The sequence below is a fragment of the Corynebacterium sp. ES2730-CONJ genome, assembly GCF_024834055.1.
Taxonomy (GTDB): domain Bacteria; phylum Actinomycetota; class Actinomycetes; order Mycobacteriales; family Mycobacteriaceae; genus Corynebacterium.
Genome location: NZ_JANUXZ010000001.1, coordinates 285,415 through 311,265, shown reverse-complemented (window position 1 = coordinate 311,265; position 25,851 = coordinate 285,415). Strand labels below are relative to the sequence as shown.

At 52.5% G+C, this 25,851-nt stretch carries 25 protein-coding genes and 2 pseudogenes; 19 read left to right on the top strand and 8 right to left on the bottom strand.

Annotated features, from left to right (window positions below; genetic code table 11):
* Window positions 1–49 precede the first annotated feature (49 nt).
* The 11 genes from NXS13_RS01455 (at window position 50) to NXS13_RS01405 (ending at window position 13,761) form a co-directional block, all read left to right on the top strand.
* The gene (locus tag NXS13_RS01455) at window positions 50–1,711 is read left to right on the top strand and encodes a sodium:solute symporter family protein (RefSeq protein WP_259076385.1); all 1,662 of its coding nucleotides are present in this window, start codon (window positions 50–52) and stop codon (window positions 1,709–1,711) included.
* A 22-nt stretch (window positions 1,712–1,733) separates the two neighbouring features.
* Window positions 1,734–1,985: a cell wall anchor protein gene (locus NXS13_RS01450; protein WP_259157694.1), complete on the top strand. Its 252-nt coding sequence runs from the start codon at window positions 1,734–1,736 to the stop codon at window positions 1,983–1,985.
* Window positions 1,986–1,990: 5 nt separating this feature from the next.
* Window positions 1,991–3,136 carry a galactose-1-phosphate uridylyltransferase gene (galT, locus tag NXS13_RS01445; protein ID WP_259289250.1) on the top strand — a complete coding sequence of 382 codons (1,146 nt, stop codon included), beginning with the start codon at window positions 1,991–1,993 and terminating at the stop codon, window positions 3,134–3,136.
* Window positions 3,126–4,367 (top strand): galactokinase, encoded by a 1,242-nt coding sequence (gene galK / locus NXS13_RS01440; RefSeq protein ID WP_259289249.1) that lies wholly within the window; start codon window positions 3,126–3,128, stop codon window positions 4,365–4,367. The genes galT and galK overlap by 11 nt, the downstream gene beginning before the upstream one ends.
* A 97-nt stretch (window positions 4,368–4,464) precedes the next feature.
* Window positions 4,465–5,220 carry a 4-hydroxy-tetrahydrodipicolinate reductase gene (dapB, locus tag NXS13_RS01435; protein WP_259157697.1) on the top strand — a complete coding sequence of 252 codons (756 nt, stop codon included), beginning with the start codon at window positions 4,465–4,467 and terminating at the stop codon, window positions 5,218–5,220.
* Entirely contained in the window at window positions 5,213–5,971 is a 759-nt protein-coding gene (gene thyX / locus NXS13_RS01430) for an FAD-dependent thymidylate synthase (RefSeq protein WP_259076395.1), read from the top strand. The genes dapB and thyX overlap by 8 nt, the downstream gene beginning before the upstream one ends.
* A 68-nt stretch (window positions 5,972–6,039) precedes the next feature.
* Window positions 6,040–6,954 (top strand): 4-hydroxy-tetrahydrodipicolinate synthase, encoded by a 915-nt coding sequence (gene dapA / locus NXS13_RS01425; protein ID WP_259157698.1) that lies wholly within the window; start codon window positions 6,040–6,042, stop codon window positions 6,952–6,954.
* Window positions 6,947–8,944, top strand: a complete 1,998-nt coding sequence (locus NXS13_RS01420; RefSeq protein WP_259076399.1) for a ribonuclease J — start codon at window positions 6,947–6,949, stop codon at window positions 8,942–8,944. Before dapA ends, NXS13_RS01420 begins: the two co-directional genes overlap by 8 nt.
* Before the next feature lie 83 nt (window positions 8,945–9,027).
* Window positions 9,028–9,660, top strand: coding sequence for a TIGR03085 family metal-binding protein (locus tag NXS13_RS01415; protein WP_259076401.1), 633 nt, complete (start codon window positions 9,028–9,030; stop codon window positions 9,658–9,660).
* Between the two features lie 76 nt (window positions 9,661–9,736).
* A complete protein-coding gene (locus NXS13_RS01410) occupies window positions 9,737–12,553 on the top strand; it encodes a DNA translocase FtsK (protein ID WP_259289248.1) in 2,817 nt (938 codons plus the stop codon).
* Between the two features lie 212 nt (window positions 12,554–12,765).
* Window positions 12,766–13,761, top strand: coding sequence for a TerC family protein (locus NXS13_RS01405; protein WP_259076412.1), 996 nt, complete (start codon window positions 12,766–12,768; stop codon window positions 13,759–13,761).
* A gap of 75 nt (window positions 13,762–13,836) precedes the next feature.
* On the opposite strand, the gene NXS13_RS01400 is transcribed toward NXS13_RS01405, so the two are convergent.
* The gene (locus NXS13_RS01400) at window positions 13,837–14,133 is read right to left on the bottom strand and encodes a YciI family protein (protein ID WP_259076414.1); all 297 of its coding nucleotides are present in this window, start codon (window positions 14,131–14,133) and stop codon (window positions 13,837–13,839) included.
* Window positions 14,134–14,194: 61 nt separating this feature from the next.
* Between NXS13_RS01400 and pgsA the strand changes: the two genes are divergently transcribed.
* The 4 genes from pgsA to NXS13_RS01380 all read left to right on the top strand — a co-directional run bounded on the left by pgsA (window position 14,195) and on the right by NXS13_RS01380 (window position 16,492).
* Window positions 14,195–14,776, top strand: coding sequence for a CDP-diacylglycerol--glycerol-3-phosphate 3-phosphatidyltransferase (gene pgsA / locus NXS13_RS01395; RefSeq protein ID WP_259157701.1), 582 nt, complete (start codon window positions 14,195–14,197; stop codon window positions 14,774–14,776).
* Entirely contained in the window at window positions 14,773–15,303 is a 531-nt protein-coding gene (locus NXS13_RS01390; RefSeq protein ID WP_259157702.1) for a CinA family protein, read from the top strand. The genes pgsA and NXS13_RS01390 overlap by 4 nt, the downstream gene beginning before the upstream one ends.
* A complete protein-coding gene (locus tag NXS13_RS01385; RefSeq protein ID WP_259077089.1) occupies window positions 15,303–15,611 on the top strand; it encodes a helix-turn-helix domain-containing protein in 309 nt (102 codons plus the stop codon). Before NXS13_RS01390 ends, NXS13_RS01385 begins: the two co-directional genes overlap by 1 nt.
* A 92-nt stretch (window positions 15,612–15,703) precedes the next feature.
* Entirely contained in the window at window positions 15,704–16,492 is a 789-nt protein-coding gene (locus NXS13_RS01380) for a PspA/IM30 family protein (RefSeq protein WP_259076426.1), read from the top strand.
* 45 nt (window positions 16,493–16,537) lie between these two features.
* On the opposite strand, the gene NXS13_RS01375 is transcribed toward NXS13_RS01380, so the two are convergent.
* The 3 genes from NXS13_RS01375 to NXS13_RS01365 form a co-directional block, all read right to left on the bottom strand.
* Window positions 16,538–17,152 carry an energy-coupling factor transporter transmembrane protein EcfT gene (locus tag NXS13_RS01375; protein WP_259076428.1) on the bottom strand — a complete coding sequence of 205 codons (615 nt, stop codon included), beginning with the start codon at window positions 17,150–17,152 and terminating at the stop codon, window positions 16,538–16,540.
* Entirely contained in the window at window positions 17,149–17,841 is a 693-nt protein-coding gene (locus NXS13_RS01370) for an energy-coupling factor ABC transporter ATP-binding protein (RefSeq protein ID WP_259289247.1), read from the bottom strand. Before NXS13_RS01370 ends, NXS13_RS01375 begins: the two co-directional genes overlap by 4 nt.
* A 65-nt stretch (window positions 17,842–17,906) precedes the next feature.
* Window positions 17,907–18,476 carry a biotin transporter BioY gene (locus NXS13_RS01365; RefSeq protein ID WP_259077090.1) on the bottom strand — a complete coding sequence of 190 codons (570 nt, stop codon included), beginning with the start codon at window positions 18,474–18,476 and terminating at the stop codon, window positions 17,907–17,909.
* A gap of 68 nt (window positions 18,477–18,544) precedes the next feature.
* Here NXS13_RS01365 and NXS13_RS01360 point away from each other — a divergent pair, with 68 nt between their 5' ends.
* The 3 genes from NXS13_RS01360 to NXS13_RS01350 all read left to right on the top strand — a co-directional run bounded on the left by NXS13_RS01360 (window position 18,545) and on the right by NXS13_RS01350 (window position 20,662).
* Window positions 18,545–18,751: a DUF3046 domain-containing protein gene (locus NXS13_RS01360; RefSeq protein ID WP_259157707.1), complete on the top strand. Its 207-nt coding sequence runs from the start codon at window positions 18,545–18,547 to the stop codon at window positions 18,749–18,751.
* A gap of 195 nt (window positions 18,752–18,946) precedes the next feature.
* Window positions 18,947–20,050 carry a recombinase RecA gene (recA, locus tag NXS13_RS01355; RefSeq protein WP_259076434.1) on the top strand — a complete coding sequence of 368 codons (1,104 nt, stop codon included), beginning with the start codon at window positions 18,947–18,949 and terminating at the stop codon, window positions 20,048–20,050.
* Between the two features lie 12 nt (window positions 20,051–20,062).
* Window positions 20,063–20,662: a regulatory protein RecX gene (locus NXS13_RS01350; RefSeq protein ID WP_259157709.1), complete on the top strand. Its 600-nt coding sequence runs from the start codon at window positions 20,063–20,065 to the stop codon at window positions 20,660–20,662.
* Between the two features lie 7 nt (window positions 20,663–20,669).
* On the opposite strand, the pseudogene NXS13_RS01345 reads toward NXS13_RS01350, so the two are convergent.
* The 4 genes and pseudogenes from NXS13_RS01345 to NXS13_RS01330 form a co-directional block, all read right to left on the bottom strand.
* Window positions 20,670–21,607 (bottom strand): annotated as a pseudogene (locus NXS13_RS01345) (amino acid ABC transporter permease).
* A pseudogene (locus tag NXS13_RS01340) lies at window positions 21,607–22,292 on the bottom strand (amino acid ABC transporter permease). Before NXS13_RS01340 ends, NXS13_RS01345 begins: the two co-directional pseudogenes overlap by 1 nt.
* 97 nt (window positions 22,293–22,389) lie before the next feature.
* A complete protein-coding gene (locus NXS13_RS01335; protein ID WP_259289246.1) occupies window positions 22,390–23,271 on the bottom strand; it encodes a glutamate ABC transporter substrate-binding protein in 882 nt (293 codons plus the stop codon).
* A gap of 31 nt (window positions 23,272–23,302) precedes the next feature.
* Complete coding sequence (locus NXS13_RS01330; RefSeq protein WP_259289286.1) at window positions 23,303–24,031, bottom strand: amino acid ABC transporter ATP-binding protein; 729 nt, start codon at window positions 24,029–24,031, stop codon at window positions 23,303–23,305.
* A 234-nt stretch (window positions 24,032–24,265) separates the two neighbouring features.
* Here NXS13_RS01330 and miaB point away from each other — a divergent pair, with 234 nt between their 5' ends.
* Window positions 24,266–25,816 (top strand): tRNA (N6-isopentenyl adenosine(37)-C2)-methylthiotransferase MiaB, encoded by a 1,551-nt coding sequence (miaB, locus tag NXS13_RS01325; protein WP_259289245.1) that lies wholly within the window; start codon window positions 24,266–24,268, stop codon window positions 25,814–25,816.
* The last annotated feature ends 35 nt before the right edge of the window (window positions 25,817–25,851 follow it).

The following is a 25,851-nucleotide window of genomic DNA, read 5'->3' as shown; positions in this document are numbered from 1 at the left end:
GGCTGCGGCTTTGTCCTTCCTTCGTTCCTACTCTTTAAAGGAGGCAGCCATGCCCATGGCTGAATCTGCGCTGAAACTTGATGCTTCATGGGTCGATTATGCGCTTGTGGCACTCTATTTTGCATTCGTTCTCGGAATCGGCTGGGCGGCTCGCTCAAAAGTTTCAAGTTCGATTGACTTCTTTCTCTCCGGACGTTCCCTGCCCGCATGGGTGACTGGCCTCGCGTTCATTTCTGCGAACTTAGGTGCCGTGGAGATTGTGGGTATGTCAGCCAACGGTGTGCAGTACGGATTCCAAACGATGCACTATTTCTGGATCGGCGCCATCCCCGCCATGGTCTTCCTCGGCATCGTGATGATGCCCTTCTACTACGGATCGAAAGTACGCTCAGTACCCGAGTTTATGCTGCGGCGTTTTGGCCCCGGAGCGCACCTTGTTAACGCTATCTCTTTTGCCGTTGCCCAACTTTTGATCGCTGGTATCAACCTGCTCCTGCTGGCAAAGGTAGTTAACTCCCTGCTCGGGTGGCCACTATGGCTGACCCTCATCATTGCCGCGGTTATTGTGCTCTCTTATATCACTCTCGGTGGTCTTTCTGCTGCTATCTATAACGAGGTCTTGCAATTCTTCGTGATCATTGCTGCGCTGCTGCCGCTGACTATTATCGGCCTGCACAATGTTGGCGGATGGTCGGGATTGAAAGAGAGAGTGGCAGAGGAAAGCCACTTCCACACCTGGCCTGGCACCGATATCTCGGGTTTTGATAATCCAATTATTTCCGTGATTGGGCTGGTTTTTGGCCTCGGCTTCGTGCTGTCTTTCGGTTATTGGACTACCAACTTCGTTGAAGTACAGCGCTCCATGGCAGCAGATTCCTTGTCCGCAGCGCGACGGACTCCGATTATCGGCGCCTTCCCCAAGATGTTCGTGCCCTTCATAGTGGTCATCCCCGGCATGATTGCCGGTGCTACAGTAGCCCCCATTATGGACGGCAGTGCCAAGCCAAATGATGCCATGTTGTACCTCATGCGCGATCTCCTCCCTAGCGGTCTACTCGGGGTGGCTCTCGCTGGTCTCTTGGCCGCATTTATGGCTGGAATGGCTGCCAATATTTCCGCGTTCAACACCGTGATCTCCTACGATATTTGGCAAACATACGTAGTCAAAGACCGAGAGGATAGTTATTATTTAGGCTTTGGTCGTCTTGCTACTGTAGCCGCAACAGTAATCGCGATTTTCACCGCCCTGATCGCGCAGAACTTCGGCAACGTGATGGATTATCTCCAGACTCTCTTTGGGTTCTTCAACGCTCCGCTCTTTGCCACCTTCATACTCGGTATGTTCTGGAAGCGAATGACCCCCACCGCCGGCTGGGTGGGCCTGGTCTGCGGTACTCTTTCTGCCATTATTTACTGGGTTCTAGCCACGTTCTCCGGCTCAGAGGCGGCTCTGTTCAATCTTCCGGGTCAGGGCACAGCCTTTGTTGCCGCATCCCTAGCTTTCGCTGTCGATATCGCCATCTCCATTGCTGTCTCTGCTCTTACGGTACCTAAAGCCGATCATGAGATGGTGGGCTTCGTACGCTCGGTAACCCCTAAGGAGGACTTGAGCGATGCTGCCGAGGTAGGTGTGGCCTGGTATAAGCGCACAGTTCCACTGGGTGCCCTATGCATGGCTATGGTCATCGTTCTTAATATCGTCTTCGCTTAAACCACAGTAAAGGACCAGCACAATGGCTCATCCACGTTCAATCAAAGCGCGTGCCTTTGATATCCGAAACGTAATCGGCGCCCTCATCGGCATCTATGGCGTCATCCTTGTTTTCGCTTACCTCGCCATCGACCCAGGTATCGACCCCAGCACCGGTATGCCCAAAGATGCCGGTTATAACCTCTGGGTTGGTCTCGCGATGGTGGGCTGCGCCGCAGTATTTTTCCTGTGGGCAAAACTGAACCCGGTCATACCGGAAGTCAAAGAGCACTAAGACTCATGACTGATATACGGGTAACCCGCACAACGCTTGCCGACGGCCGCGAACTGATATATTTCGACGACGATCCCAGCTATACGACCGGCGAGAAAACGCGTGAGCTTACCGACCCTCGCGATTTACCCGCGGCGACCACCGAATCAGAGATGCGCTGTGACCCCCTCACTGGGGACTGGGTAGTGTATGCCGCGCATCGCATGAATCGGACTTTTATGCCGCCGGCGGACCTCAACCCCCTCGCCCCCTCGCACCCGGGTAAACACCCCACCGAAATCCCTGCTCGAGACTACAACGTCGTGGTCTTTGAAAACCGATTCCCGTCTTTGTCTACCCATATGCATATTCCCGATGATTTCGCCCACCTGGTCGACGGTATCGAGTTGGTGCCGCGCCAGCCGGCATATGCCCGCTGCGAGGTCGTATGTTTTACACCTGAAGCGTCCCAATCATTTAAGGACCTCAGCCTGACTAGGGCGCGCACAGTGATAGAAGCGTGGGCGCATCGGACAGCTGAACTCTCTCGTATTAAGGGGGTGAGACTGGTATTTCCCTTCGAAAATAGGGGAGAGGAGATCGGGGTCACTCTCCAGCATCCCCACGGCCAGATCTATTCCTATCCCTTCCTCCCCGCCCGCGCTCAAGCGATTGTCAATCGCGCCCGGGCGCACCAAGAACGCACTGGTCGAGATCTTTTTGATGATTACCTCACTGCCGAGCTAGAGGCAGGGACACGAATTGTGGTAGCGGGAAAACAGTGGGTGGTATTTGTCCCCGCAGCAGCTAAGTGGCCAGTCGAACTGATGTTCATGCCGCGTCGACACGTGGCAGACTTTGCGGAGTTGAGCAATCCCGAAAAAGATGAGCTCGCTCGTATCTATCTCACCGTATTACAAGCTCTCGATCATTTCTTTGAGGGCGTCGACAAAACTCCTTATATCGCTGGATGGAACCAAGCGCCAGTTGGTGCGGATCGAACATTCGGCAGGCTACACCTGCAGTTATTTTCCCTTATGCGATCACCACACCGCTTGAAATACTTAGCGGGGTCAGAGTCAGCTCAGGGCGCTTGGATCTCCGATACAACACCTGAGCGGATCGCTCAACGCTTCCGAGATCTTTTAGAGGGGAAGATTGATGTCTTATAGCCCACGTTGGATGCAGACACACGGCGACGGTGCCGGTGCTAGCCTGGCACGAGAGTTATTTGTTCGCACATTCAACCGAGCCCCAGAAATCACTGTTGCCGCGCCGGGGCGAGTCAATTTGATCGGGGAACACGTAGATTATGCTGGCGGTATATGTCTTCCCTTCGCGCTGGGTCAGCGCAGCTATGTAGCGATCGCACGTAGAGATGACCGGAAACTCGCCGTCGTCTCGGATTGGCCTAATTCTGAGATCGAGTCTATAGATCTTCGCGATATTGGCCCCCAACATCCCGCTTCTTGGGCTGGTTATGTCGTTGGTTCAATTTGGGCCGCGTACCAAGCGGGAGTCATTGACGAGCAAGGTTTCGATATTGCGGTCGTCTCCGATGTGCCCGTGGGAGCTGGATTATCCAGTTCGGCTGCGATCGAGTGTTCGGCCGCCCTAGCCGCGGTGGAATTAATCCACCCAGGAAATCTCAACGATGAGATTCGCGAGCACCTTGTCGTAGCCACCATGCGAGCGGAAAACGAGATCGTAGGAGCCTCGACCGGCGGGCTGGATCAAAAGATTTCGCTCTTTGCGCGTCCCGGACACGCTCTTGCAATAGACTTCGGTGATAACAGCAGTCAGCACGTTCCTTTTGATATCGAGTCGGCGGGCTTAAGCCTACTGATTTGTAATACTAACGCCCCTCATTTCCTCGGCGATGGGCAGTATGCTTCACGGCGAGCGGTTATCGATGGGGTTGCCCACGCGGCGGGAGTTTCCACACTTCGCCAGGTGGAGGATCCTTTCGAGGTGGCGGCAAGCTGGGCAGCTAAGAACCAGCCCGCTAGCCAAAGCGCACAACAGTGGCAAGAGGTGGTGTATCGCAGGGTCAGGCACGTCGTTTCGGAGATAGACCGTACTGCTGAGGCCATCAATAGACTCAAAGCCAACGATATCGCTGGTTTTGGCACGTTAATGTGGCAGTCGCACGCTTCATTGCGTGATGATTATGAGGTATCTACTCCAGAACTCGACCTCGTTGTCGAAGAAGCGCGAGCCATAGGCGCCCTCGGAGCGCGCATGACCGGGGGAGGCTTTGGCGGAAGTGCCATCGCTCTTGTGCGAACCCACGAAGCTACCGAGTTAGCTCGCCGGATAGACACCAAGGCTAGGGATCAGGGGTTCCCGATACCGGAATTCCTCCTCGCAACGCCAAGCTACGGGGCTCGTCGACTCGACTAGATCCTACGGTCCGATCCTTCTGAGAAGGATCGGACCTTTTTAGCGCTTCCGCATTTGCTCTACACTATTAGACAGCAAACGCGAGAAAGAGGTTTTCATGACAATCAAAGTGGGTGTGCTGGGCGCACACGGACGCGTCGGACAAGCAATCGTCGACGGCATCAAATCTCAGGAGGATCTGGAGCTCTCAGCCGCTCTTGATCGCGGTGATGACCTGGCACAATTAGTTCAGACAGGAACCGAAGTCATTGTGGACTTCACCACACCGTCATCGGTGATGGACAATCTCGAATTTTGCCTACGTCATGGCATTCACTGTGTGGTCGGGACTACTGGTTTTACCCAGGAGCGCCTCGACCAGGTGCACAGGTGGTGTGATGAGGGCAAGGCTCACTGCCTCATCGCCCCTAACTTTGCCATCTCAGCTGTGCTGACCATGCATTTTGCTAGGATAGCGGCGCGTTTTTTCGAATCCGCCGAAGTCGTGGAATATCACCATCCTAAAAAACTCGATGCCCCGTCAGGAACTGCTATTCATACTGCGGAAATGATCGCTCAGGCGCGCGCTGCCGCTGGAATGGAAGCGATGCCAGATGCGACAGAGCAAAGCCTGGAAGGAGCACGGGGGGCGCTCGTCGATGGGGTACCAGTGCATGCGGTGAGAATGACGGGCATGGTTGCGCACGAAGAGGTTATCTTTGGCACCCAAGGACAGTCCCTGACTATTCGCCAGGATTCTTATGATCGGTCTTCTTTTTGGCCAGGAGTCTATGAGGGCATCCAACAGATTGGGAAGCACCCGGGTCTAACCGTAGGCCTCGAGCACTACCTGGGTATTGGTAGCAATGGCTAAGACTGCCCACTTACGCGTCGAGTTAATTGCGTGTAGTTCCTTCTATGCACCCTCAGATATCGAGTGGGATACTCCCCCAGAAACCCCAGATTCGGAGGCTCTCATCGAGTTTGCGGGGCGTGCTTGTTATGAAACCTTTGATAAACCGAATCCTCGCACCGCAGATAATTCCGCCTATATCCGCCACATCATGGAGGTCGGTCACCTCGCATTGTTGGAGCATCCGACTGCGACCCTCTATATACGAGGTTTATCTCGTGCCGCTACACATGAATTAACCCGCCATAGGCATTTCAGTTTCTCGCAGCTGTCGCAGCGATTTGTCCATGCCGAGCATGCTGAGGTTGTCGTTCCTCCATTGATTGATCGGAACGAAGAACTTCGACGCCTGTTTATGGAAGCCGTCGATGAGACTCGATTCGTCTACAACGAGCTTGTTGATGCGCTCGAGCAACAACTCGATGGTGAATCCAACGCACTGCTGCGGAGAAAGCAGGCTCGACAGGCTGCTCGTGCTATTTTGCCCAATGCGACGGAATCGCGAATCGTTGTTTCTGGCAATTTTCGCAATTGGCGCCACTTTATCGGAATGCGCGCGAGTGAGCACGCCGATAATGAAATCCGGGAGGTCGCTGTGCGGTGTGCGGAGGTCTTAAGAAGTGCCGCTCCTGCGGTTTTTTCAGACTTTGAGGTCACCACCTTAAGCGACGGTTCACGTATGGCATCAAGCCCATTTGTTAGCGACTTTTAAGGAATTATTTCCAACCCCTGGGCGGTGGATGCCAAACTTATGCTCAAAAGAAGGTAACGTTGAAGGTCATGAGCAAAGGTTTAGTAGCGCTAACGGGGGCCGAGTATTTCGGCTCGATTTCCGTTGCTATGGTTACCCCCTTTAACGAAAATGGTGAACTTGATCTCGGCGCAGCTGCTAAGCTGGCCCGCCACCTCGTTGATAACGGAGTAGATTCGCTCGTTCTCTCGGGAACGACCGGCGAAGCTCCGACCACCACGCTTACTGAAAAGATCGACCTGCTCACCGCCGTCCGTGAGGAAATAGGAGCAGCGGCCAGAATAATTGCTGGTGCTGGTACTAATAACACACGATCCACGGTGGAAGCATCAAAAGCCTGCGCCGACGCTGGCGCAGATGGGCTTTTAATTGTCACGCCGTATTACTCCAAACCGAGTCAAGAAGGCATTTACCAACATTTCTCCACAGTCGCGAAAGCAACCGAGCTCCCCATCTGTGTTTATGACATACCAGGGCGCACGGGAGTAGCGATCGAGGCGCACACCCTGAGTCGGATAGCGGAACTTCCAACAGTTGCGGCTGTCAAGGACGCCAAGGGAAATATCGCCCTGTCGACTGCACTAATCGATGCGCTCAATCTGGCATGGTATTCCGGTGACGACCCTCTCAATCTTCCTTGGTTGAGTGTAGGCGCCGTCGGGTTTATATCGGTGATCGGGCATCTAGCTCCGCGGCAATTGCGAGAAATGTACGAAAATTTTAACAACGGCAATCTCGCGGAAGCTCGTGAGATTAACGCTTCATTAGCTCCACTCGTGCGTGCCCAAGCGCGCTTGGGTGGAGTGGCCTTTGCCAAAGCTGGTTTAAGGCTGCAGGGCATAGATGTGGGCGAACCCCGCCTACCCAACCTTGCTCCCTCAGTAGAGGAATATGAAGCTCTCAGCCACGATATGAAAATAGCTGGAGTATTAACTAATGAGTGAAACCCGTAGTCGCAACCGACGAGCTGTGCGAAAAGCTGGCTCGCCAGAGACTGCAGACGCCCCAACCTTCATCTCGCCCGAAGGAAGCCCTGATACATCGGGCGCGCCAAGCGAAAAACGCAAGAATGCCACGCAGGGACGTGGCAGAAATAATCGCGGCCCTCAGAAAAATAAAAAGGGTCATGGCCAAGAAAGTGGTCAGCGCGACAGTCGCCGTAATGTGGTGAAATCAATGCAAGGTGCGGATCTTACTGGTCGCCTACCGTTGCCCGGTAAGCCGAAGCGGAACGGTTTGCGCATTTATGCCTTAGGTGGCATTTCGGAAATCGGACGAAATATGACCGTTTTTGAGTACAACAATAAGTTGCTTATTGTCGACTGTGGTGTACTTTTCCCGTCATCAGGCGAACCCGGCGTTGATTTGATCCTCCCAGATTTCGCGCCCATCGAAGACAAATTAGACCAGGTTGAAGCACTGGTGATCACACATGGACACGAGGACCATATCGGCGCCATTCCATGGCTGCTAAAGCTGCGCCCCGATCTCCCCATATTCGCCTCGCGTTTCACGACTGCTCTCATCATGGCAAAATGTCGCGAACATCGAATTCGCCCGAAGATCACGGAGGTAGATAAAGATTCCAACCTCGATCGCGGACCGTTCAATATTCGTTTCTGGCATGTCAATCACTCCATACCCGATTGCTTAGGTGTAGCAATCAAGACTGGAGCTGGCATGGTCGTGATGACCGGCGATATTAAGCTCGATCAAACCCCTCCCAATGGAAAGCCCACCGACCTGCCTGCACTCTCGAGGCTCGGGGATGAGGGGATTGACCTATTCCTGTGTGATTCCACAAACGCCACCACTCCTGGTGTATCTGAATCCGAATCTAATATTGCCCCTGCATTGCGACGTATCATCACCGATGCGAAGCAGCGGGTCATTCTAGCGTGTTTCGCGTCCAACGTTGACAGAGTCCAGGCGGCAATTGACGCCGCTGCGGAGTGCGGACGTAAGGTGGCATTCAACGGCCGCTCCATGATTCGTAATATGGAAATTGCCGAGAAGCTCGGCTATCTCAAGGCCCCGCGTGGAACTATTGTGTCCATGGACGATGCCGGCAAAATGGCTCCATCGAAGGTTCTCCTTATTACTACCGGTACCCAGGGTGAACCGATGGCCGCTCTGTCGAGGATGGCTCGTCGCGAGCACCGCCAGGTTACTGTTCGCGATGGAGACGTTATAATTTTTTCGTCTTCTTTGGTCCCCGGTAACGAAGAGGCTGTATTTGGCGTGATGAATATGTTGGCTCAAATCGGAGCCACCGTGATCACCGGTCGAGATGCCAAAGTACACACCTCTGGCCACGGTTATTCGGGCGAGCTATTATTCCTCTACAACGCTGCGCGCCCACGCCACGCGATGCCTGTACACGGTGAATGGCGACACTTGCGCGCCAACAAGGAACTTGCCATTGCCACAGGTGTGCCGCGGGAAAATACTGTACTAGCGCAAAACGGTGTGGTCGTCGATATGGTCGACGGCAAGGTAGAGATCGCGGGTCAAATCCCTATTGGGCACCTCTATGTGGATGGCGTCACCATGGGCGATATCGATCAAGAAGTGCTTGATGATCGCACGGCCCTTGGCGAGGGAGGTCTTATCTCTATCACTGCTGTGATTGATAATCGCACAGGCCGTCTCCTCGAAGCCCCCACAGTGCAAGCTAAGGGCTTCTCTGAGGATGCTATAGCGATGATGCCCGAGGTCAAAGATCTAGTTTCCACCACCATGAATGATCTCGCGGCGGAAGGGGAGAACGATCCCTATCGTATGGTGCAACAACTGCGGCGAAAAGTCTCCCGCTACGTGGAGCAGACATGGCGTCGTAAGCCAATGATTATGCCCACGGTGGTGCCAATGTCTTCAGATAACAGCACTCCGATACCCGATGAGGATGTGCGTCGCTCGCGTCCGAGTTGGTAACTAAAAAATCCCCGCCTCATTCAGACGGGGATTTTTTATGTCGAGCTTATGCCAAAACAAAAGAAGATCGGTAGGCTAAATATATGACTCTTTCATCTTCCGAACGTTCCCGCTTGGCTGCCCTTTTTCGAGATACTGACCCCTCGGCGCCTACACTGTGTGGCCAGTGGAACGCCAAAGATCTTCTTGTTCACCTGGTGGTGCGTGAAAATGAGTTTCCAGCCGCTTTGGGTATTGTGAGCTCCCGATTTGAAGGTAGCTTGAAAAAACAGTCCGAAAAGGCGGCGAACCGTGACTACCAGGAACTTATCGATTGCTTTGAACAAGGTCCAGGTGCTTTGAGCCCGTTTCGATACCTTGATCGTTTCGTTAATGCTGCAGAGTTCTTTGTTCACCACGAGGATTTACGTCGTGGATCGGAGCCGGACTCGGTGGCACCCCGCAACTTTACCGATGCGGAAAACAAAGAACTGTATACTTTGCTGAAGTGGCTCGCACCGATGATGTTGCGGAGTTCACGTGTGCCCGTCGTCATCGAACCTCACGGTTTCCAACGGTTTGTGGGAAAAAACAAGCGTGGGGTCGCCACTAAAGGGGACCAGGTGGCAAGGATTCGGGGTGATGTGGGTGAAATCCTGCTCTATCTCTACGGCCGCGATTGGGCTCATGTCGATATCGTCGATGATTATGACGGAATCGATCGATCAAGTCTCTGAGGTTGATCGAGGGAAAATACGGTTCGAAAGTGTTTCAAATGTGAATAGTGTGATTTTTGAGGTTAAGCTTTAAGACATGACTGCCAAAAGCACTTCCTCCAGCCGCGGAGGGGCCGGACCTAAACGTCCCCCCTCACGTTCTGGTGACAGATCATCTCGCAGAGCACCAGAAAGACGAGTGAGCACAACGGCATTTGCCGCCTCGGGCAATTACGCTCGTTCGGCCAGACGTGCGGCTGAATCATCCGAGGAACGCACAGGCTCCGCCCTGAAGGCGGTGGGTGGGGGACTGGGCACCCTCTTTTCAGCAGCAGCCCACGGCGTGGGTACTCTGACACGATCCGTAGCTGGTCAAGAAGACGACCTCTATCCTCTGGACGAAGACCACCCCAACGAGAACCAGGAATTCGAAGAAGATACACGTGATGCTGAGAAGGAATCTCACCGAGACAGCTTCGGACTCGTCCTTATTGGTTTAGTCATCGTTCTCGGGGCTTCTGAATGGTTAAGCATCGCAGGTCCCATTGGGCAGTGGATTTCCACGGTGGCACACCTTCTCGTTGGTGCTGGCGCGTATATCCTCCCGATTATTCTTCTCGTTGTTGCCGTATTAGTCATGCTTGAGAAGCAGCCCAGCCTTAATATGAAGGGTTCCATGGTGCTTGGCGGTGGCTTGATAGTGCTATCAATGTTGGGACTATGCCATATTTTCGCCGGTCTTCCTGACAAGTGGTCGCAGCGCCAGTTGGCCGGTGGCGCCTTGGGTGCTTATATCGGTGGGCCTTTGGCGCAGGGCTTTAGCGGCTTTATCGCCGTGCCCCTGCTATTTATCATCATCATCTACGGCGCGCTCAAGCTCACAGGTATCAGCATCAGAGAGTGCATCGACGCCGCAACAGAATTTGTCGAGCAGCGCCGCAATCAGAACGACGAACTCAACGGGGATGATGAGGATGAATATTCCGAGGCCGAGGAAGACACAACTATCGCTCGCCGAACTCGCCCAGCGCCCGCGGAGATCCGACCACCGTATCAACGTGTGCGCCGTATAGAAAATAATCCGCAGCCGCTCTTTGGGGGCGGCCCGATGGATAACTACCCCGTCAATGAAGCATCGGAAACCGATGAATTCCCAGTGGTCTCGGAGCAAACAGTTATTCTGCCCCGGCCAACGGAAGAACGGACCGAGTCCGCGGCACCCGTGGTTGCTTCACAACCAATGGCAGAACCGACTGAGGCCGCAGCGCCCGCGTCTGATTCGCGACCAACTCTCATAGGTCCCGTGGATGAGCATACAGACCCCGCGCCGGTCGAAGAGGACGTGGAGCCCGCCTCAGCGCCACAGATTATTCACTCTGATTACGAAGTACCCTCAACCAAACTTCTAGTGAACGGGGCGCCGCCTAAGGGGCACTCGGCGGCTAACGACCGCATGATTGAGGCCATCAGTGCGGTCTTCGAGGAATTTAAGGTGGACGCCCATGTGGTGGGACTGAGCCGAGGGCCTACAGTGACTCGATATGAGGTCGAATTGGGCCCGGGCGTTAAGGTTTCGAAGATCACAAACCTGCAGTCTAATTTAGCCTATGCAGTGGCCACTGATAACGTACGGCTGCTCACCCCAATTCCTGGCAAATCTTTGGTAGGTATCGAAGTCCCCAATGCGGATAGGGAAGTAGTTCGCCTGGCTGATGTCCTCAACGCACCTGCCATCCATGGCGATCATGATCCGATGCTGGTGGGACTAGGCAAGGATATCGAGGGCGAATTTGTGGCACATTCGGTCCAGAAGATGCCCCATCTACTCGTGGCCGGTTCCACAGGTTCGGGTAAGTCTGCTTTTGTAAATTCACTTCTAGTATCGCTGCTGACCAGGGCGCGGCCGGAAGAAGTCCGCCTGATTTTGGTGGATCCGAAGATGGTGGAGCTTACGCCCTATGAAGGTATTCCGCACTTAATCACCCCCATCATTACCCAGCCAAAGAAAGCCGCTGCTGCACTGCAATGGTTGGTCGAAGAAATGGAACAGCGATATATGGATATGAAATCCACTCGCGTGCGTCATATCAAGGACTTCAACCGTAAAGTAGAAAATGGCGAAATTCAGACTCCACTGGGTTCACAGCGTGAATATAAACCGTATCCCTATATCGTGTGCATCGTCGATGAGCTAGCCGATCTCATGATGACCGCGCCGAAGGAAATCGAAGAGTCCATCGTGCGCATTACCCAAAAGGCGCGTGCCGCAGGTATTCACCTCGTCCTTGCTACGCAGCGACCCTCCGTAGATGTGGTGACTGGGCTCATCAAGACAAATGTGCCGTCCCGCCTGGCTTTTGCTACCTCATCCCTGACCGATTCTCGTGTGATTTTAGATCAGGCAGGCGCTGAAAAACTCATCGGCATGGGCGACGGTCTGTTCATCCCACAAGGCGGCCGGGCGAAACGAATTCAAGGTGCGTATGTAACCGATGAAGAAGTACAAGCAGTAGTCGACGCCGCTAAATCCCAAGGTGAGCCAGAATATACTGAGGGCGTAACCGAGGACAAAGCCGCCGAGGCGAAGAAGAATATAGACGAAGATATCGGAGGCGATCTGGATGATCTGCTGCAAGCAGTGGAGCTAGTAGTAACCTCTCAGCTGGGATCCACCTCGATGCTGCAGCGCAAGATGCGCATCGGTTTTGCCAAGGCAGGCCGGCTGATGGATCTTATGGAATCGCGCGATATCGTCGGCCCTTCGGAAGGATCGAAAGCTCGGGAAGTTATTGCCAAACCAGAGGAATTAGAATCAATCTTGTGGCTGCTAAAAGGAGCAGATCCCGAGCAAGCGCCGCGTGAGGAAGACGACACAAATATTGTGACCTACAACCCCACAGGCAACGCCTTCTAGGGCGCGGATCCTAGGCCGCTGCATGGCTGTGCTAGCATCGTAGATCGTTGGAGGGGAGTACCCCGGTGACAACGTGAATCGTCAGCACGTGATTTATAAAGCACGCTTTATAGGGATCCGGTTCCGTTGGGCTAGTACCTGGTGCTGGCTGGGAGAGACCTCTGGCTTATTCGGAAAAATATTGTCCTCGAATGAGACCGGAGGTCTTTTTAATGGAAGTCAATCTTCTAACATGGGTTATTACCTGTGCTGTAGTGAGCGGATTTTTTATCTTCGATTTCTACTCCCACGTTCGCACCCCCCACGAACCGACCCTCAAAGAAGCAGCGTGGTGGTCTGCCTTCTATGTTGCACTAGCTGTTGCCTTCGGAGGTTTTCTGTGGCTGACCTGGGGCGAACCGGGTAATCCCCACCAACACGGAATCGAATTCTTCACTGGTTATATCACCGAAAAAGCGCTGAGCGTTGATAACCTATTTGTTTTCGCGCTGATCTTGGGATCCTTTAAGGTACCACGCAAATACCAGCAGAAAGTCTTGCTCATCGGGATAGCCTTGGCACTCATTCTGAGACTGATTTTCATCCTGGCGGGCGCAGCCTTAATCAGCCTGTGGTCAGATGTCTTCTATATCTTCGGCATCTTCTTGCTGTATACCGCGATCAAGCTCATTGTGGATGAGGTTCGCGATGCTCCCGAGACTGCCCCTGACGATATGTGGGTCATTCGGATGTTACGAAAAGTCGTGCCTGTTACGAGTGGCTATGAAGGTGACCACCTCTTCGTGCACAAGAAGGGTAAATTCGCGGTCACTACTCTTTTCGTCGCGCTCTTAGCCATTGGATTGATCGATGTTATGTTTGCTCTCGATTCAATCCCTGCCATCTATGGAATTACTACTGAACCTTATATTGTCTTTACCACCAATGCGCTGGCTTTATTGGGCTTGCGTCAGATGTACTTCCTCCTCGACGGCCTCCTCGATCGCTTGGTTTATCTCTCCTACGGACTAGGGGCGGTCTTGTCCTTTATCGGCGTCAAGCTTATCTTGCACGCGCTACACGAGAATAGTGTGCCCTTTATCAACGGCGGTGAACCTGTCAGTGTTGTGGAAGTGGATACGCTGACATCCCTTTTCATCATCGTGGGAATTTTGGCGGTGGCAATTATCGCCTCGCTGATCAAATCGAAGAAAAACTCCCCAGCATAACTAACTAGTGAGAGAGGGCCTGACGGTGAACGTCGGGCCCTCTCTCACGTTCATATCTTCTCTATTCAAATATATTTAAGCACTACCAAAGATATTGAGCACCGGATTCCAGGTATGGAAGTGCCGTTTCTCCAGAGCACCTGAGGTGAAGAAGGGATCATGATCGAGAAGTTCTCGAGCTTGATTGAGATCGGCTCCATCTGCTAACTGGATGATAATAAGTGCACCGCCCTTCCCATCCGTATACGGGCCTGAGCCGATGAGAATTCCTTGTTCCTTGAGCTTGGCTAGAAAACTGCGATGCTGAGGACGGATCTCGGCAATGGTTGGACTAGTAGGGGAGTAGCTGTATTCAACTGCGAAAACTGTCATATTTAATAGTCTAGTCTCCAGCAATTTCGAGAGCTGAAAGAGGCTGCTAAAATCGGGAAATATGAATGCTCCCAGCCCCGATCAACTCAAGCCAAGTAACCTCAATATTCCCAATATTCTTACTAGTTTAAGGATTATTGTTGTTCCGCTCTTCGTCTGGCTGGTCCTCACCAGTGAGAGTACGCGGCCTGGATGGATGTGGGCCTCTTTTGTGGTTTTTGCGGCGCTGATGATCACCGATAAATTAGATGGCGATATCGCTCGCTCGCGTAACCTCATCACCGATTTTGGTAAGATCGCCGATCCCATAGCTGACAAGACATTAATGGCGGGCGCGTTTATTTCTCTTAATATTACAGGCGCTCTCCCTATCTGGGTCACCGTTATTATTCTCGTCAGGGAAGTTGGCATCACGGTGTGGCGGATGGTGGAGCTACGCAAGGGTCGCATCGTCCCTGCTTCGAAGGGTGGAAAATTCAAAACGGTTTTGCAGACAGTGGCGGTGGCGCTCTACTTGATTCCGCTACCAGACTATATGAGCTTCATTGTCTCATTATTTATGTATATAACTGTGGCAGTAACAGCGCTAACGGGTGTGCAGTATCTTATCGACGCCGCTGCGGTGAAGAAGGCTAGGGGGTGAACACCGACCTCGCTATCCGCGTTGTTGCACGTTTGCGCGCCAATTCGCAAACGTTGAGTGTGTGTGAATCACTGAGTGCGGGGCTGCTGGGAGCCACGATTACCGGGGTTGCCGGGGCAAGTCAGGTATTTCGCGGGGGCCTGATAACGTATGCCACTGATACTAAACACCAGTTGGCTCATGTCCCGCAGCATATTCTCGAGGATTTCGGGCCGGTGAGTCCGCATACCGCACGAGCTATGGCACAGGGTGCTCGGAATGTAGTGGGAAGCGATTGGGCAGTGGCGCTCACCGGAGTGGCAGGCCCTGATGAGCAAGACGGTCACCCCGTAGGTGAAGTATGGGTGGGTTTAGCTACCCCAGAAGGTCAGGTATCCGCATATTCTGCGGCTCAGATTCTCGGTAGTGCTTCATATCTTTGCGGCGACCGCGACGCCATCCGGTATTTAGCTGTTAGGGCTGCCTTGAGGATTTTCCTGGAATCTAGTTCGGGAACTTCTGCGATAGCTAGAACGTTAGCTGAGTGATGATGAAATATACTGCAGTTATTGAAAAGCCCAAGCCAAAGGCTTCGGAGCCGCTGCTGCGGCAAGCTCTTGGTGCAGCACTACGTGCCTTTCGCGCCGAGCGAGGTGTCACGCTGCGAGAACTCGCAGAAATATCACGAGTATCGCCCGGGTACCTCTCAGAGCTTGAGCGTGGACGCAAAGAGGTGTCCTCAGAACTATTGGCTAGTGTCTGTCATGCGCTGGGAACCAGTGTTGCCGATGTTTTAATTGAGGCTGCTGGGTCCATGGCGCTCAGTAACGCTGAGCCGGAGCTCGTTGGCGTCTAAAGGCTTTCTAGGTAGGAGAGCGTGCGATCGTCTAAGATGGACGTGCAGATCTTTATCACTAATACTCGTTCCTGAAAGGGGCTTAATTCCCGATGGCTAACCCGTTTACTAAAGGCTGGAAATATCTCATGGCTCTCTTCGATAGCAAAATCGAAGAGCATGCCGATCCGAAGGTTCAAATTCAGCAAGCTATTGAGGATGCCCAGCGCCAGCACCAGGAACTCTCGCAACAAGCTGCGGCAGTGATCGGAAATCAGCGTCAATTGGAAATGCAATTGAATCGGCGTCTTGCTGAAATTGAAAAACTTCAGGCTAATACGCGTCAGGCACTGCAGTTAGCAGATAAGTCTCGCGCTGCTGGCGACGATCAGAAGGCGCAGGAATACGAAAACGCTGCCGAGGCTTTTGCTGCCCAGCTCGTAACCGCAGAGCAATCTGTAGAGGATACTAAGCAGCTACATGATCAAGCTCTGCAGCAAGCAACGGCAGCGAAAAAAGCAGTAGAACGCAACTCCATGGCCCTGCAGCAGAGGGTAGCTGAGCGGACGAAGCTGCTTTCCCAATTAGAGCAAGCGAAGATGCAGGAGAAGGTGGCTGATTCCATCACCTCGATGAATTCGATTACCGCGCGTAATACCCCTAATTTGGATCAGGTGCGCGAGAAAATCGAGCGTCGTTATGCCAATGCGCTGGGGACCGCTGAGCTTGCCGAGAACTCGGTTGGTGGTCGCATGGTCGAAATCGAGCAGGCCGGAGTGCAGCTTGCTGGACATTCTCGTCTCGAGCAGATACGCGCAGAGATGGCTACTAGCGAGAAAAAGGCAATTAGCGGAGACGACCCCGTGACCCGCCGTCTTGATGAACTCCGCGACGAATCTTAGATAATAGTCTGCAGAAGAAAAGGTGTCCTTTCAAGGGCACCTTTTCTAGTCTCCAACTCCTCGTGCCCACAAAGCATCAGCAATACCGCGGGCACGGCGAATAGCCCGGATGATCACAGGGGTTCCAAAAGCTAAGACCGAGAAATCGGCGCCGCGTGCTTTGCGAGCATCGAGGACCTCATTGACGGTACTCAGCATCACCGGAATCAGACGTAAGGTCAGTGAGATGGCTAGCACAATGGCATCTACATTCATCCCATATCTAGCTAGTGGTCTGAGATAAAACTCTAGAGAATCCATGAGATCCTCGAGCCGAGTGGTGAGAGTAAAAAGCGTAGCGAGCACTAGTGCCGAAAAAATAACCAGCACCAATCTGGCCCCCTCGGCAATCCCAAGCTGCCACGCCTGAAAGAGACCGAGCATGATGAGCACAGGAAGGGCCGGCCATAGTTGGCCCCAAGCCACCTGAAGAGGGATTCTAGCGAGAGCATGAAGGGCCAGACCCGCCCCTACCAAAACCAGAGCTAGATAGACGCTATGCACCCAGATTGTTGTGGTCACAACGAAAATAAAAAGAAAGAGAAATTTCCAGATGGGAGCCAAGCGATGTATGACCGTGTCTCGGTCGATATAAACCCCGAGGGGAACAGAACGAATCATGCCGTCATCTCCTGCATGAGAGTCTCATAGCTCGCAATGACGTCCTCGGGTTTGCCGTCAGCATATATTCGATGATCATGAATGAGCAGCACGCGATCGAAATCGCGAATGAAATCTAGGTCGTGGGTAACCACGATCAGTTGCTGGGGGAGACGAGCAAAAGTCTTCTTTATCTCGAGCCTATTGCGCATATCGAGCAAGGTTGTAGGCTCGTCGGCAATTATGATATCTGGTTCGACCATCATGACACTAGCTAAAGCGAGGAGCTGTTTTTGGCCGCCGGATAGAAGATGCGGCGAGTGATCGTGGTGGGAAGCCAGGCCAAATTGCTCGAGTATGTCCTTTACCCGTTTTTGACGGTCGCTTTTGGGAAGCTTGAGGCGGCGCAGAGAAAAAGCAAGATCCTCGGCAACAGTAGGCATCACAATCTGATTATCGGCATCCGAAAAGACAAAACCTACTTTTCTGCGAATCTCTTTGCCCTTTTTGGCTACATCGATCCCATCCACGGTGACAGTACCGGTCGAGGCTTCGCTGAGACCGTTGATCAGCCGGATTAGAGTGGATTTACCACCGCCATTTGCCCCTATGATACCGATGCGCGACTCAGTGAGCTCGGTGGAAATATTACTAAGCACGAGCCGATCATCGTAGTTGACGGTTACATTCTCGAATGCGATGACGCTCATGGGGATACTTTCGTTAAAAGCGCTGCACAGGGCTGTCCCCGTAGCAGCGCTAATGAATGCTTGTTTTATCGACGCTTGAGGTCTGGGAAAGCAGCATGAACTGCGAGGGCGATGAAGATGATGAACACAACCTTGGCAATATCAGGAAGAATGAACGGTCCTTGAGCCACTACCGCAGCAGTCAAATCCATGTTAGCGCGCAGCATTAACCCGACAACGCCGAAGAAATACTGCAGTAATAGGCCGGCGAAACCACCCAGAGTGATGAAGAGTGTGCTGCGTGCGCGGTCTGAATTGGGGGCACGATAGGCAATGAGACCTGCCACGAATGCAGCGCATACATAACCTACAAGATAGCCCACTGTGGGGCCAGCGAGGGCGGCGAAAAGAGTGCGTCCCCCCGCTAGGATTGGGAGGTTCAGTAGACCGATGCCCAAGAAAAGCAGAGCTACGCTAAGTCCGCGCTTCGGACCAAGAACGAGCCCAGCGAGAATTATGGCAGCGTTTTGCAATACAATAGGCACACCGGCTGTACCGATGGGGATGGCAACGAAGCCTAGAACAATGATCAGAGCTGTAAATACAGCAATATAGGCAAGATCTTGGACGCCTGCGCGTGAAGAGGACGAATTCATATTCATAACCATAGTATTTAACGCCGTTCAAGAAAAGCAGCCGCTCAATATATGGCTAAACTATCCCTATGCGATTGACGGAATTTCACCAATTGGTTAATGAAGAATTCGGCTCGGCTCAAGGTGCCTGGCTGGTCGATAGTCATGTTATCGAAAAATTTGGCAAAACTGCTCGGCAGTTACTAGCCGAGGGTACCGAAGTGCGAGAAATCTGGTGGGGGCTTTGTCACGATTTCCGCATTCCAGAGGAACGCTGGCTCGGTCAAGATCTTTAGAGTTGACAGAGCGCTAAGATTTCTTTTCGAACATATGTTCCTGTAAACTAACGGTTCGAACCATCTCATTTATTATGATTACACACAGATCGTTAAGGAACTGCAACTAATACAGAGCAGTCTTATAGAAGATGAATGCGGAGTGTTCGTTATAGCATCCCGCCTAAGACTGCCGACAAGAAAGAAGAATGCCCTATGGCTCCGAAGAAAACCACTAAATCTAAAGCGCCAGCTGGAAGCGACCGGACTAAAGCTCTAGATGCAGCGCTCGCTCTTATTGAAAAGGAGATTGGCAAAGGTGCTGTGATGCGTCTGGGTGACGAGAAACGTCCACCTATTAGTGCGATATCCTCTGGCAATACCGCAATCAATATCGCCCTTGGTATCGGTGGTTTTCCCCGCGGGCGCGTGGTAGAGATTTACGGTCCAGAATCTTCCGGTAAAACCACGGTAGCTCTGCACGCCATTGCAGAGGCGCAGAAGGCTGGCGGAATAGCGGCATTTATCGACGCTGAGCATGCTTTAGATCCTGAATATGCGCGTAAACTCGGTGTTGATACTGATGCGCTGTTAGTCTCGCAACCAGATCACGGTGAGCAGGCACTTGAGATTGCCGATATGCTAGTGCGCTCCGGTGCCATCGATATTATTGTCATCGACTCTGTCGCTGCTTTGACACCAAAAGCTGAAGTGGAGGGGGAGATGGGCGATTCTCACGTGGGACTGCAAGCCCGTTTGATGAGCCAGGCGCTGCGCAAAATGACTAGTGCTCTTTATAATTCAGGGACTACGGCGATTTTTATTAATCAGCTTCGAGAAAAAATTGGAGTGATGTTCGGTTCTCCCGAGACCACTACAGGTGGAAAAGCGCTCAAATTCTACGCTTCAGTACGCTGTGACGTGCGTCGTATCCAAACCCTGAAGGATGGCCAAGATGCCATTGGTAACCGGACTCGGTTGAAGGTGGTCAAGAATAAGGTTTCGCCTCCCTTTAAGGTTGCCGAATTCGACATCATGTACGGGGAGGGTATTTCTCGTGAATCTTCATTGATCGATCTGGGCGTTGATAACGGCATCATTAAAAAATCCGGTTCCTGGTTTACTTACGAGGGAGATCAGCTGGGACAGGGCAAGGAAAAAGTGCGGATTAATCTCCGCAATAGTCCAGAGTTGGCTGATGAGATCGAGCAAAAAATCCTACAAAAGCTTAAAGTGGGCGAGTATGCCGATACTGACGATGAACTCAGCGATGAGCCAGTAGATCTCGTGCCCAATGTTGATTTTGATGACGAGGACTAAAAAACTTCCACAATGACGTCGCACGCGCAAACACTCGCCGAACTGAAGAAAGCTCTTAACAATTACGCCGGAGATGGCAGCTCCCTATTCGACAAGGAAAAGGACAAACTTAAACAGCAAATCCGCAGGCGCGCCTTGTTGCTCCTCGATCAGCGGCCACGCTCCGAAGCGGAACTGCGATCGCGGTTGATGGATATGGAGTTCGCGGAAGCACTTATCGAGGAAGTCATTCACGATTTTCGCTCTTCGCGCCTTCTCGATGACGAGAGTTTCGCTTTTGAGTGGGTGCGACAGCGTCATGAGAAGAGGGGTAAGTCGAAACAGGCCCTAGACCACGAGCTTCGCGACAAAGGAATTGTTAAGGACCTCAGGCTAAAAGCACTCGCTCAAATCGACGAAAACGACGAGTATCGCGCCGCTCTAGCTCTTGCTGAGAAAAAGGCTCGGAGTGTACATACAGCCCCCTCTGATTACCAGGATTACCAAAAATTTCTGCGTCGTATTGTCGGCGTATTAGCGCGGCGCGGGTACTCAGATTCTCTAAGCCTAAACATCGGACGATCAGTGCTGGATGAGCGAATCAGTGAACTAAGCTCAGCGCGTAAGTTATAAAAGCACTCTAAAATCGCCCAGGGTCGCGCAGATCCTTGTGGTTTGGATCGTGCCAATCAACTATAACGGAATCCTTGGTATCGATTCCAGGATCGGGTTGATAGGGGACCGTGGCGAAAATATTCCGCCGAGCGCGCCCGGCGCGCAATTGGCGTTCCACCCTTTCCGCGAACACGGTGAGGGTGTAGTTGATGAGAATCATAATGGCTGCCACCACGACAAGTGAGGCTAGATAATTTCGGTTGAAAGCCGATGATTGAATATCCTGTCTGACTACCTCTACGAAACCAATCTGATAACCTAGCGCCGAATCTTTAATAGCGATCACCGCCTGAGCGATCAACGCCGGCAACATAGCGGCAATGGCCTGAGGGAGCATAACTGACCTCATCGTTTGTCCATGACTGAGGCCGAGAGCCGCCGCCTCGTACTGACCCCTGGGTAAATTCTTCATACCAGAGCGCAAAATTCGGCTATGACCGAACCGTTGTACAAGGTGAGGGCGATTACGACCGCTGTGAAAGCTAGGTAACGAGGAAACACGATATTGTATACCGCGAGAAGCTGATAAGCGAAGATAATCAGAAGCAGGACGGGAATTGCGCGAAAAAACTCCACGAAGGCAGCGCAACACACAGAGATGATTCGCCATTGCGATAATCTTCCGAGCCCAAGGAGCACTCCGATGGCGATAGCTAGGATGACCGATGCAAAAGCCGACTGCAGGGTACCCAGGAGACCAGGAAGAAGGTAGGTCGTCCACGTATTAGCACGAAGAAAAGGGGTCCACTTATCGGCCTCGAGTTGTCCCTCTCTTCCCAGGATGGTGAAGATCCATCCAGCTATAGCGAGAGCCATAACCAAGGTAGCAAAGGTGTAGATGCGATTGAAGAGACGGCCGCGGGCGCCCGGAGTGTCGTAGAGAACTGTGGCACGAGTAGACATTATTTACTAACCGCCACTTTCTGCGAGACGCGGCCTACGATAAGCCCCATAGGGATCGTAAGAATCATGAAGCCAAGAGCAAAACATCCGAAAATGATCCACAGTTGGTTGGCATTCTTCTCAATAACCTCTTTCATCAAAAGAGATGCCTCAGCTACTCCTATAACCGAAGCTACGGTAGTGTTTTTGGTCAGGGCAATAAGGGTATTGCCGAGAGGGACAACAGCGGCTCTGAATGCTTGGGGGAATACTATAGCGATGAAGGTCTGCCGGAAATTAAGGCCCAAAGATCTCGCCGCTTCCGCCTGGCCGAAGTCCACGGTATTAATCCCAGCCCGCAAGCTTTCTGCTACGAAAGCAGAGGTATAGATGGTGAATCCAATCACGGCGAGACGGAAGTTATTATCTACGAGATAAGATGTAGAGTCGCGCTGGGCTAATTGCAATCAGAGGGTTTGGTAGAGGCCGAAGGAACAGAGCAGCACGACCAGGGTGAGCGGAGTATTTCTTATTGTATTGATATAGAGGGTGGCTAGCGTGCGCAGGATCCCAATCGGGGACACCCGCATAGATACCAGGATGGTCCCGATGGCCAGCGCCCTAGTGCAGAAAGGATAGTCAGTTTAATGGTGATCCAAAAAGCCGGAAGGATAGCTGGCCCGAGTTGTGCCCATAGTGCATCCATATAGTTCCTTCTCAATAGTTACCTCTACAATAAAGAGGCAAAAACTGCCATCTTCGATGGAAAGCATCTCAAAAATCAGCTGGGCTGATTGAGTGATCTAACCAATAAAGGCAAGGTCTCCTGGGACGTCAGTGGAGACACCAGTGGCATTTTTACCGAGGTTTTTGGTGATGAGCGCTGCAAAATCACCGGAGTCGTACATTTCTTGTAGTGCCTTGTTAACAGCGTCAGTAGCCTCTTGATCATCCTTGGCCAGACCAATGCCATAATGTTCATCAGTGAAAGGCATATCGTCCTTAGTCATCTCGATCACTGTGAAGGCGCCTTCATCCTGAGCTGCGTAGCCATTGAGAATAGTGGCGTCGGTGGTCATGGCATCGACATTGCCCTGGCGCAGCGCCTCCACGCATGAAGAGTAGGTGTCATATTCTTGAAGTTGCACGTCTGGAAGCGAGTCCTTGACCTTTTGGGCGGGGGTGGAGCCCGATACCGAACATAAAATCTTGCCAGCACCAAGATCTTCTAGCCTCGTGATTTGGTCATCATCTGAGCGCACGAGTAGTGCCTGATGAGTAAGCAGGTAGGGGCCACCAAAGTTGACAGCTTCAGTGCGCGATTTGTTGATCGAATAGGTGGCCGCGATGAGATCGACTTCGCCGTTTTGGATCAATGTTTCGCGTTGCGAAGAAGGACTCTCGCGCCATGTTATTTCCGGCTCCTCCCAGCCGTTATCGGCAGCGATTCGGTTGACGATATGGGTGGCAACATCAACGTCAAGTCCGGTGAGTTCCCCCGAGGCTTCTTTGAGGCCGAGTCCAGGTTGATCGAATTTAGTTCCTACTGTGACTGATCCTGCTTCAATATGTGCGATTAGTCCTGCGCCAGACTCCTCGGTAGAACCGCAGCTGGTAAGGGTAGCTAATCCGGCAATTGCGAGGGTGGTCATAGAAGCAATAGAGGTGGAGTGAGAGTTTTTCATAAGTGGTTCTCCTAGAGATTTGTAAAGGGATTTAATGGGATAGGATTTTGCCGAGGAAATCTTGAGACCGCTCGTGCTGCGGATTATCGAGGAAGGACTGAGGATCGCTGTCTTCGATGATTTCACCGTCGGCCATGAAAAGAACTCGGTGCGCAGCCTTGCGTGCGAATCCCATTTCGTGAGTGACGCAGACCATAGTCATACCTTCGTGGGCAAGGTCTGTCATCACGTCGAGAACTTCGTTAACCATTTCAGGGTCTAAAGCAGAGGTCGGTTCGTCGAATCGCATCACCTTGGGTTGCATTGCCAGAGCACGGGCTATAGCAACTCGCTGCTGTTGGCCACCTGAGAGTTGAGCTGGATACTTTTTCGCTTGATTTCCAATTCCAACCCTGTCGAGCAAATCGAGGGCGAGGGCCTGAGCTGTGTTTTTAGGCATACCCCGCACCTTGATGGGGCCGAGCGTGACGTTGTCACGGATGGTCATATGAGGGAAAAGGTTGAATGATTGGAAAACCATGCCCACCTCGCTGCGAAGCCGCGCGAGATCTTTTCCTTCTTCAGGTAGACGCTCACCGTCAATATAGATGGTGCCTTGTTCGATGGTTTCTAGTCTGTTAATCGCGCGACACAGCGTGGACTTGCCCGAGCCCGATGGCCCAATGACGACGACCACTTGACCGCGCGGTATATCGAGGTTGATATTTTTCAGAGCGTGGAAGTCATCGAAATACTTGTTGACGCCATCGAGCCTGATAATAGGGAACCGATCGGAGGAGGGGCTCCCATGCCCGTATGTGTTTTGTGTCATAGTTCTAGCCTGGTGATGCTTATGTCACTGCAGTAAGGCGGGTGTGGGAAAAGTAGAAAAAGTGCTGCACGATCACGTGTGGCGGGGGTGAGGTATAAACGGCAGGGTAGTCTGATTAATTCTAAGAACGAAAGTTCTCGATGCAGTTCGTCAAAAATTAAGGCAAGCGCTAGAATCACCCAAGTGTCTGCCACCAATAATCCTTCAGCCCTTACCGATTCATCGCGGTCTCCACTTAGCTACGAGGTTCGCACCTTTGGCTGTCAGATGAATGTCCACGACTCAGAGCGCCTTTCGGGCCTGCTTGAGGAAGCCGGATATCAGCACGTCGCCGAAGGAAGAGACCCTGACCTTATAGTCTTTAATACATGCGCAGTTCGCGAAAATGCCGATATGCGACTGTATGGCACTCTTGGCAATCTGCGTGCACTCAAAGAGCAAAGACCACATATGCAAATAGCGGTGGGGGGTTGCCTGGCACAAAAAGACAAAGATGTGGTGCTGAAAAAGGCTCCGTGGGTAGACGTAGTATTCGGAACCCACAATATCGGATCACTTCCGGCGCTTCTAGATCGGGCGCGGCACAACAACAAGGCCCAGGTAGAAATCCTTGACGCGCTTGAACAGTTCCCCTCCGTGCTCCCCGCCAAGCGTGAGTCGGCTTATGCGGGCTGGGTATCGGTATCGGTGGGATGTAATAATACCTGTACCTTCTGCATCGTTCCATCTCTCAGAGGCAAGGAAACAGACCGCCGCCCAGGTGATATTCTCAGCGAGGTACAGGCCTTGGTAGATCAAGGCGTTAGTGAGGTGACGTTGCTCGGGCAGAATGTTAATGCCTATGGTGTCCACTTTGCGGATCCAGATTTACCTCGCGATCGTTTCGCTTTTTCCAAGCTGCTGCGTGCCTGCGGGACAATAGACGGTTTGGAGCGATTGCGTTTTACTTCGCCTCACCCTGCTGAATTCACCTCAGATGTCATCGATGCGATGGCTGAGACACCCAATATCTGTCCCCAATTGCATATGCCTCTGCAATCGGGATCCGACAAGGTTCTCAAAGAGATGCGTCGCAGTTATCGGTCAAAGAAGTTCCTCAAAATTTTGGAGGAAGTGCGGCACAAGATTCCACACGCTGCCATTACTACCGATATTATCGTGGGCTTTCCAGGCGAAACCGAGGAAGATTTCCAAGCAACTCTTGCTGTGGTAGAACAATCACGTTTCTCTTCTGCCTATACCTTCCAATACTCACCGCGGCCTGGAACTCCAGCAGCCGAGTATGAGAACCAGATACCCAAAGACGTTGTGCAAGAGCGGTACGAACGATTGATAGCACTGCAAGAGCAGATCAGCTTCGAAGAAAACTGTAAGCTTATCGGCCGCCAAGTCGAGTTATTAGTGCAAGAAGCAGCAGGACGCAAAAATGAGCTCACCCACCGGCTCTCAGGACGAGCTCGAGATGGTCGACTCGTTCACTTCGCACCACAAATGCACGCTGACGGTTCTTCGATCGATATTCGCCCCGGCGATATAGTCACCGTGGAAATCACTGGTGCGAAGTCCTATTATGTGACAGCTGACCACGGGGTATTGACCTACCGTGCGACAAAGGCCGGTGATATGAGCGCGCAAGGACAACTACCAACTACCCCGCCAGTTGGCGTGCGCCTGGGCCTGCCTCCCATCGGCCGGCCAGCTCGAGTACCGGACGAACAAGGTGGCTGTTGTTAGGGTGTAGAATGATGCTGCAACAAGCAATATGTTGA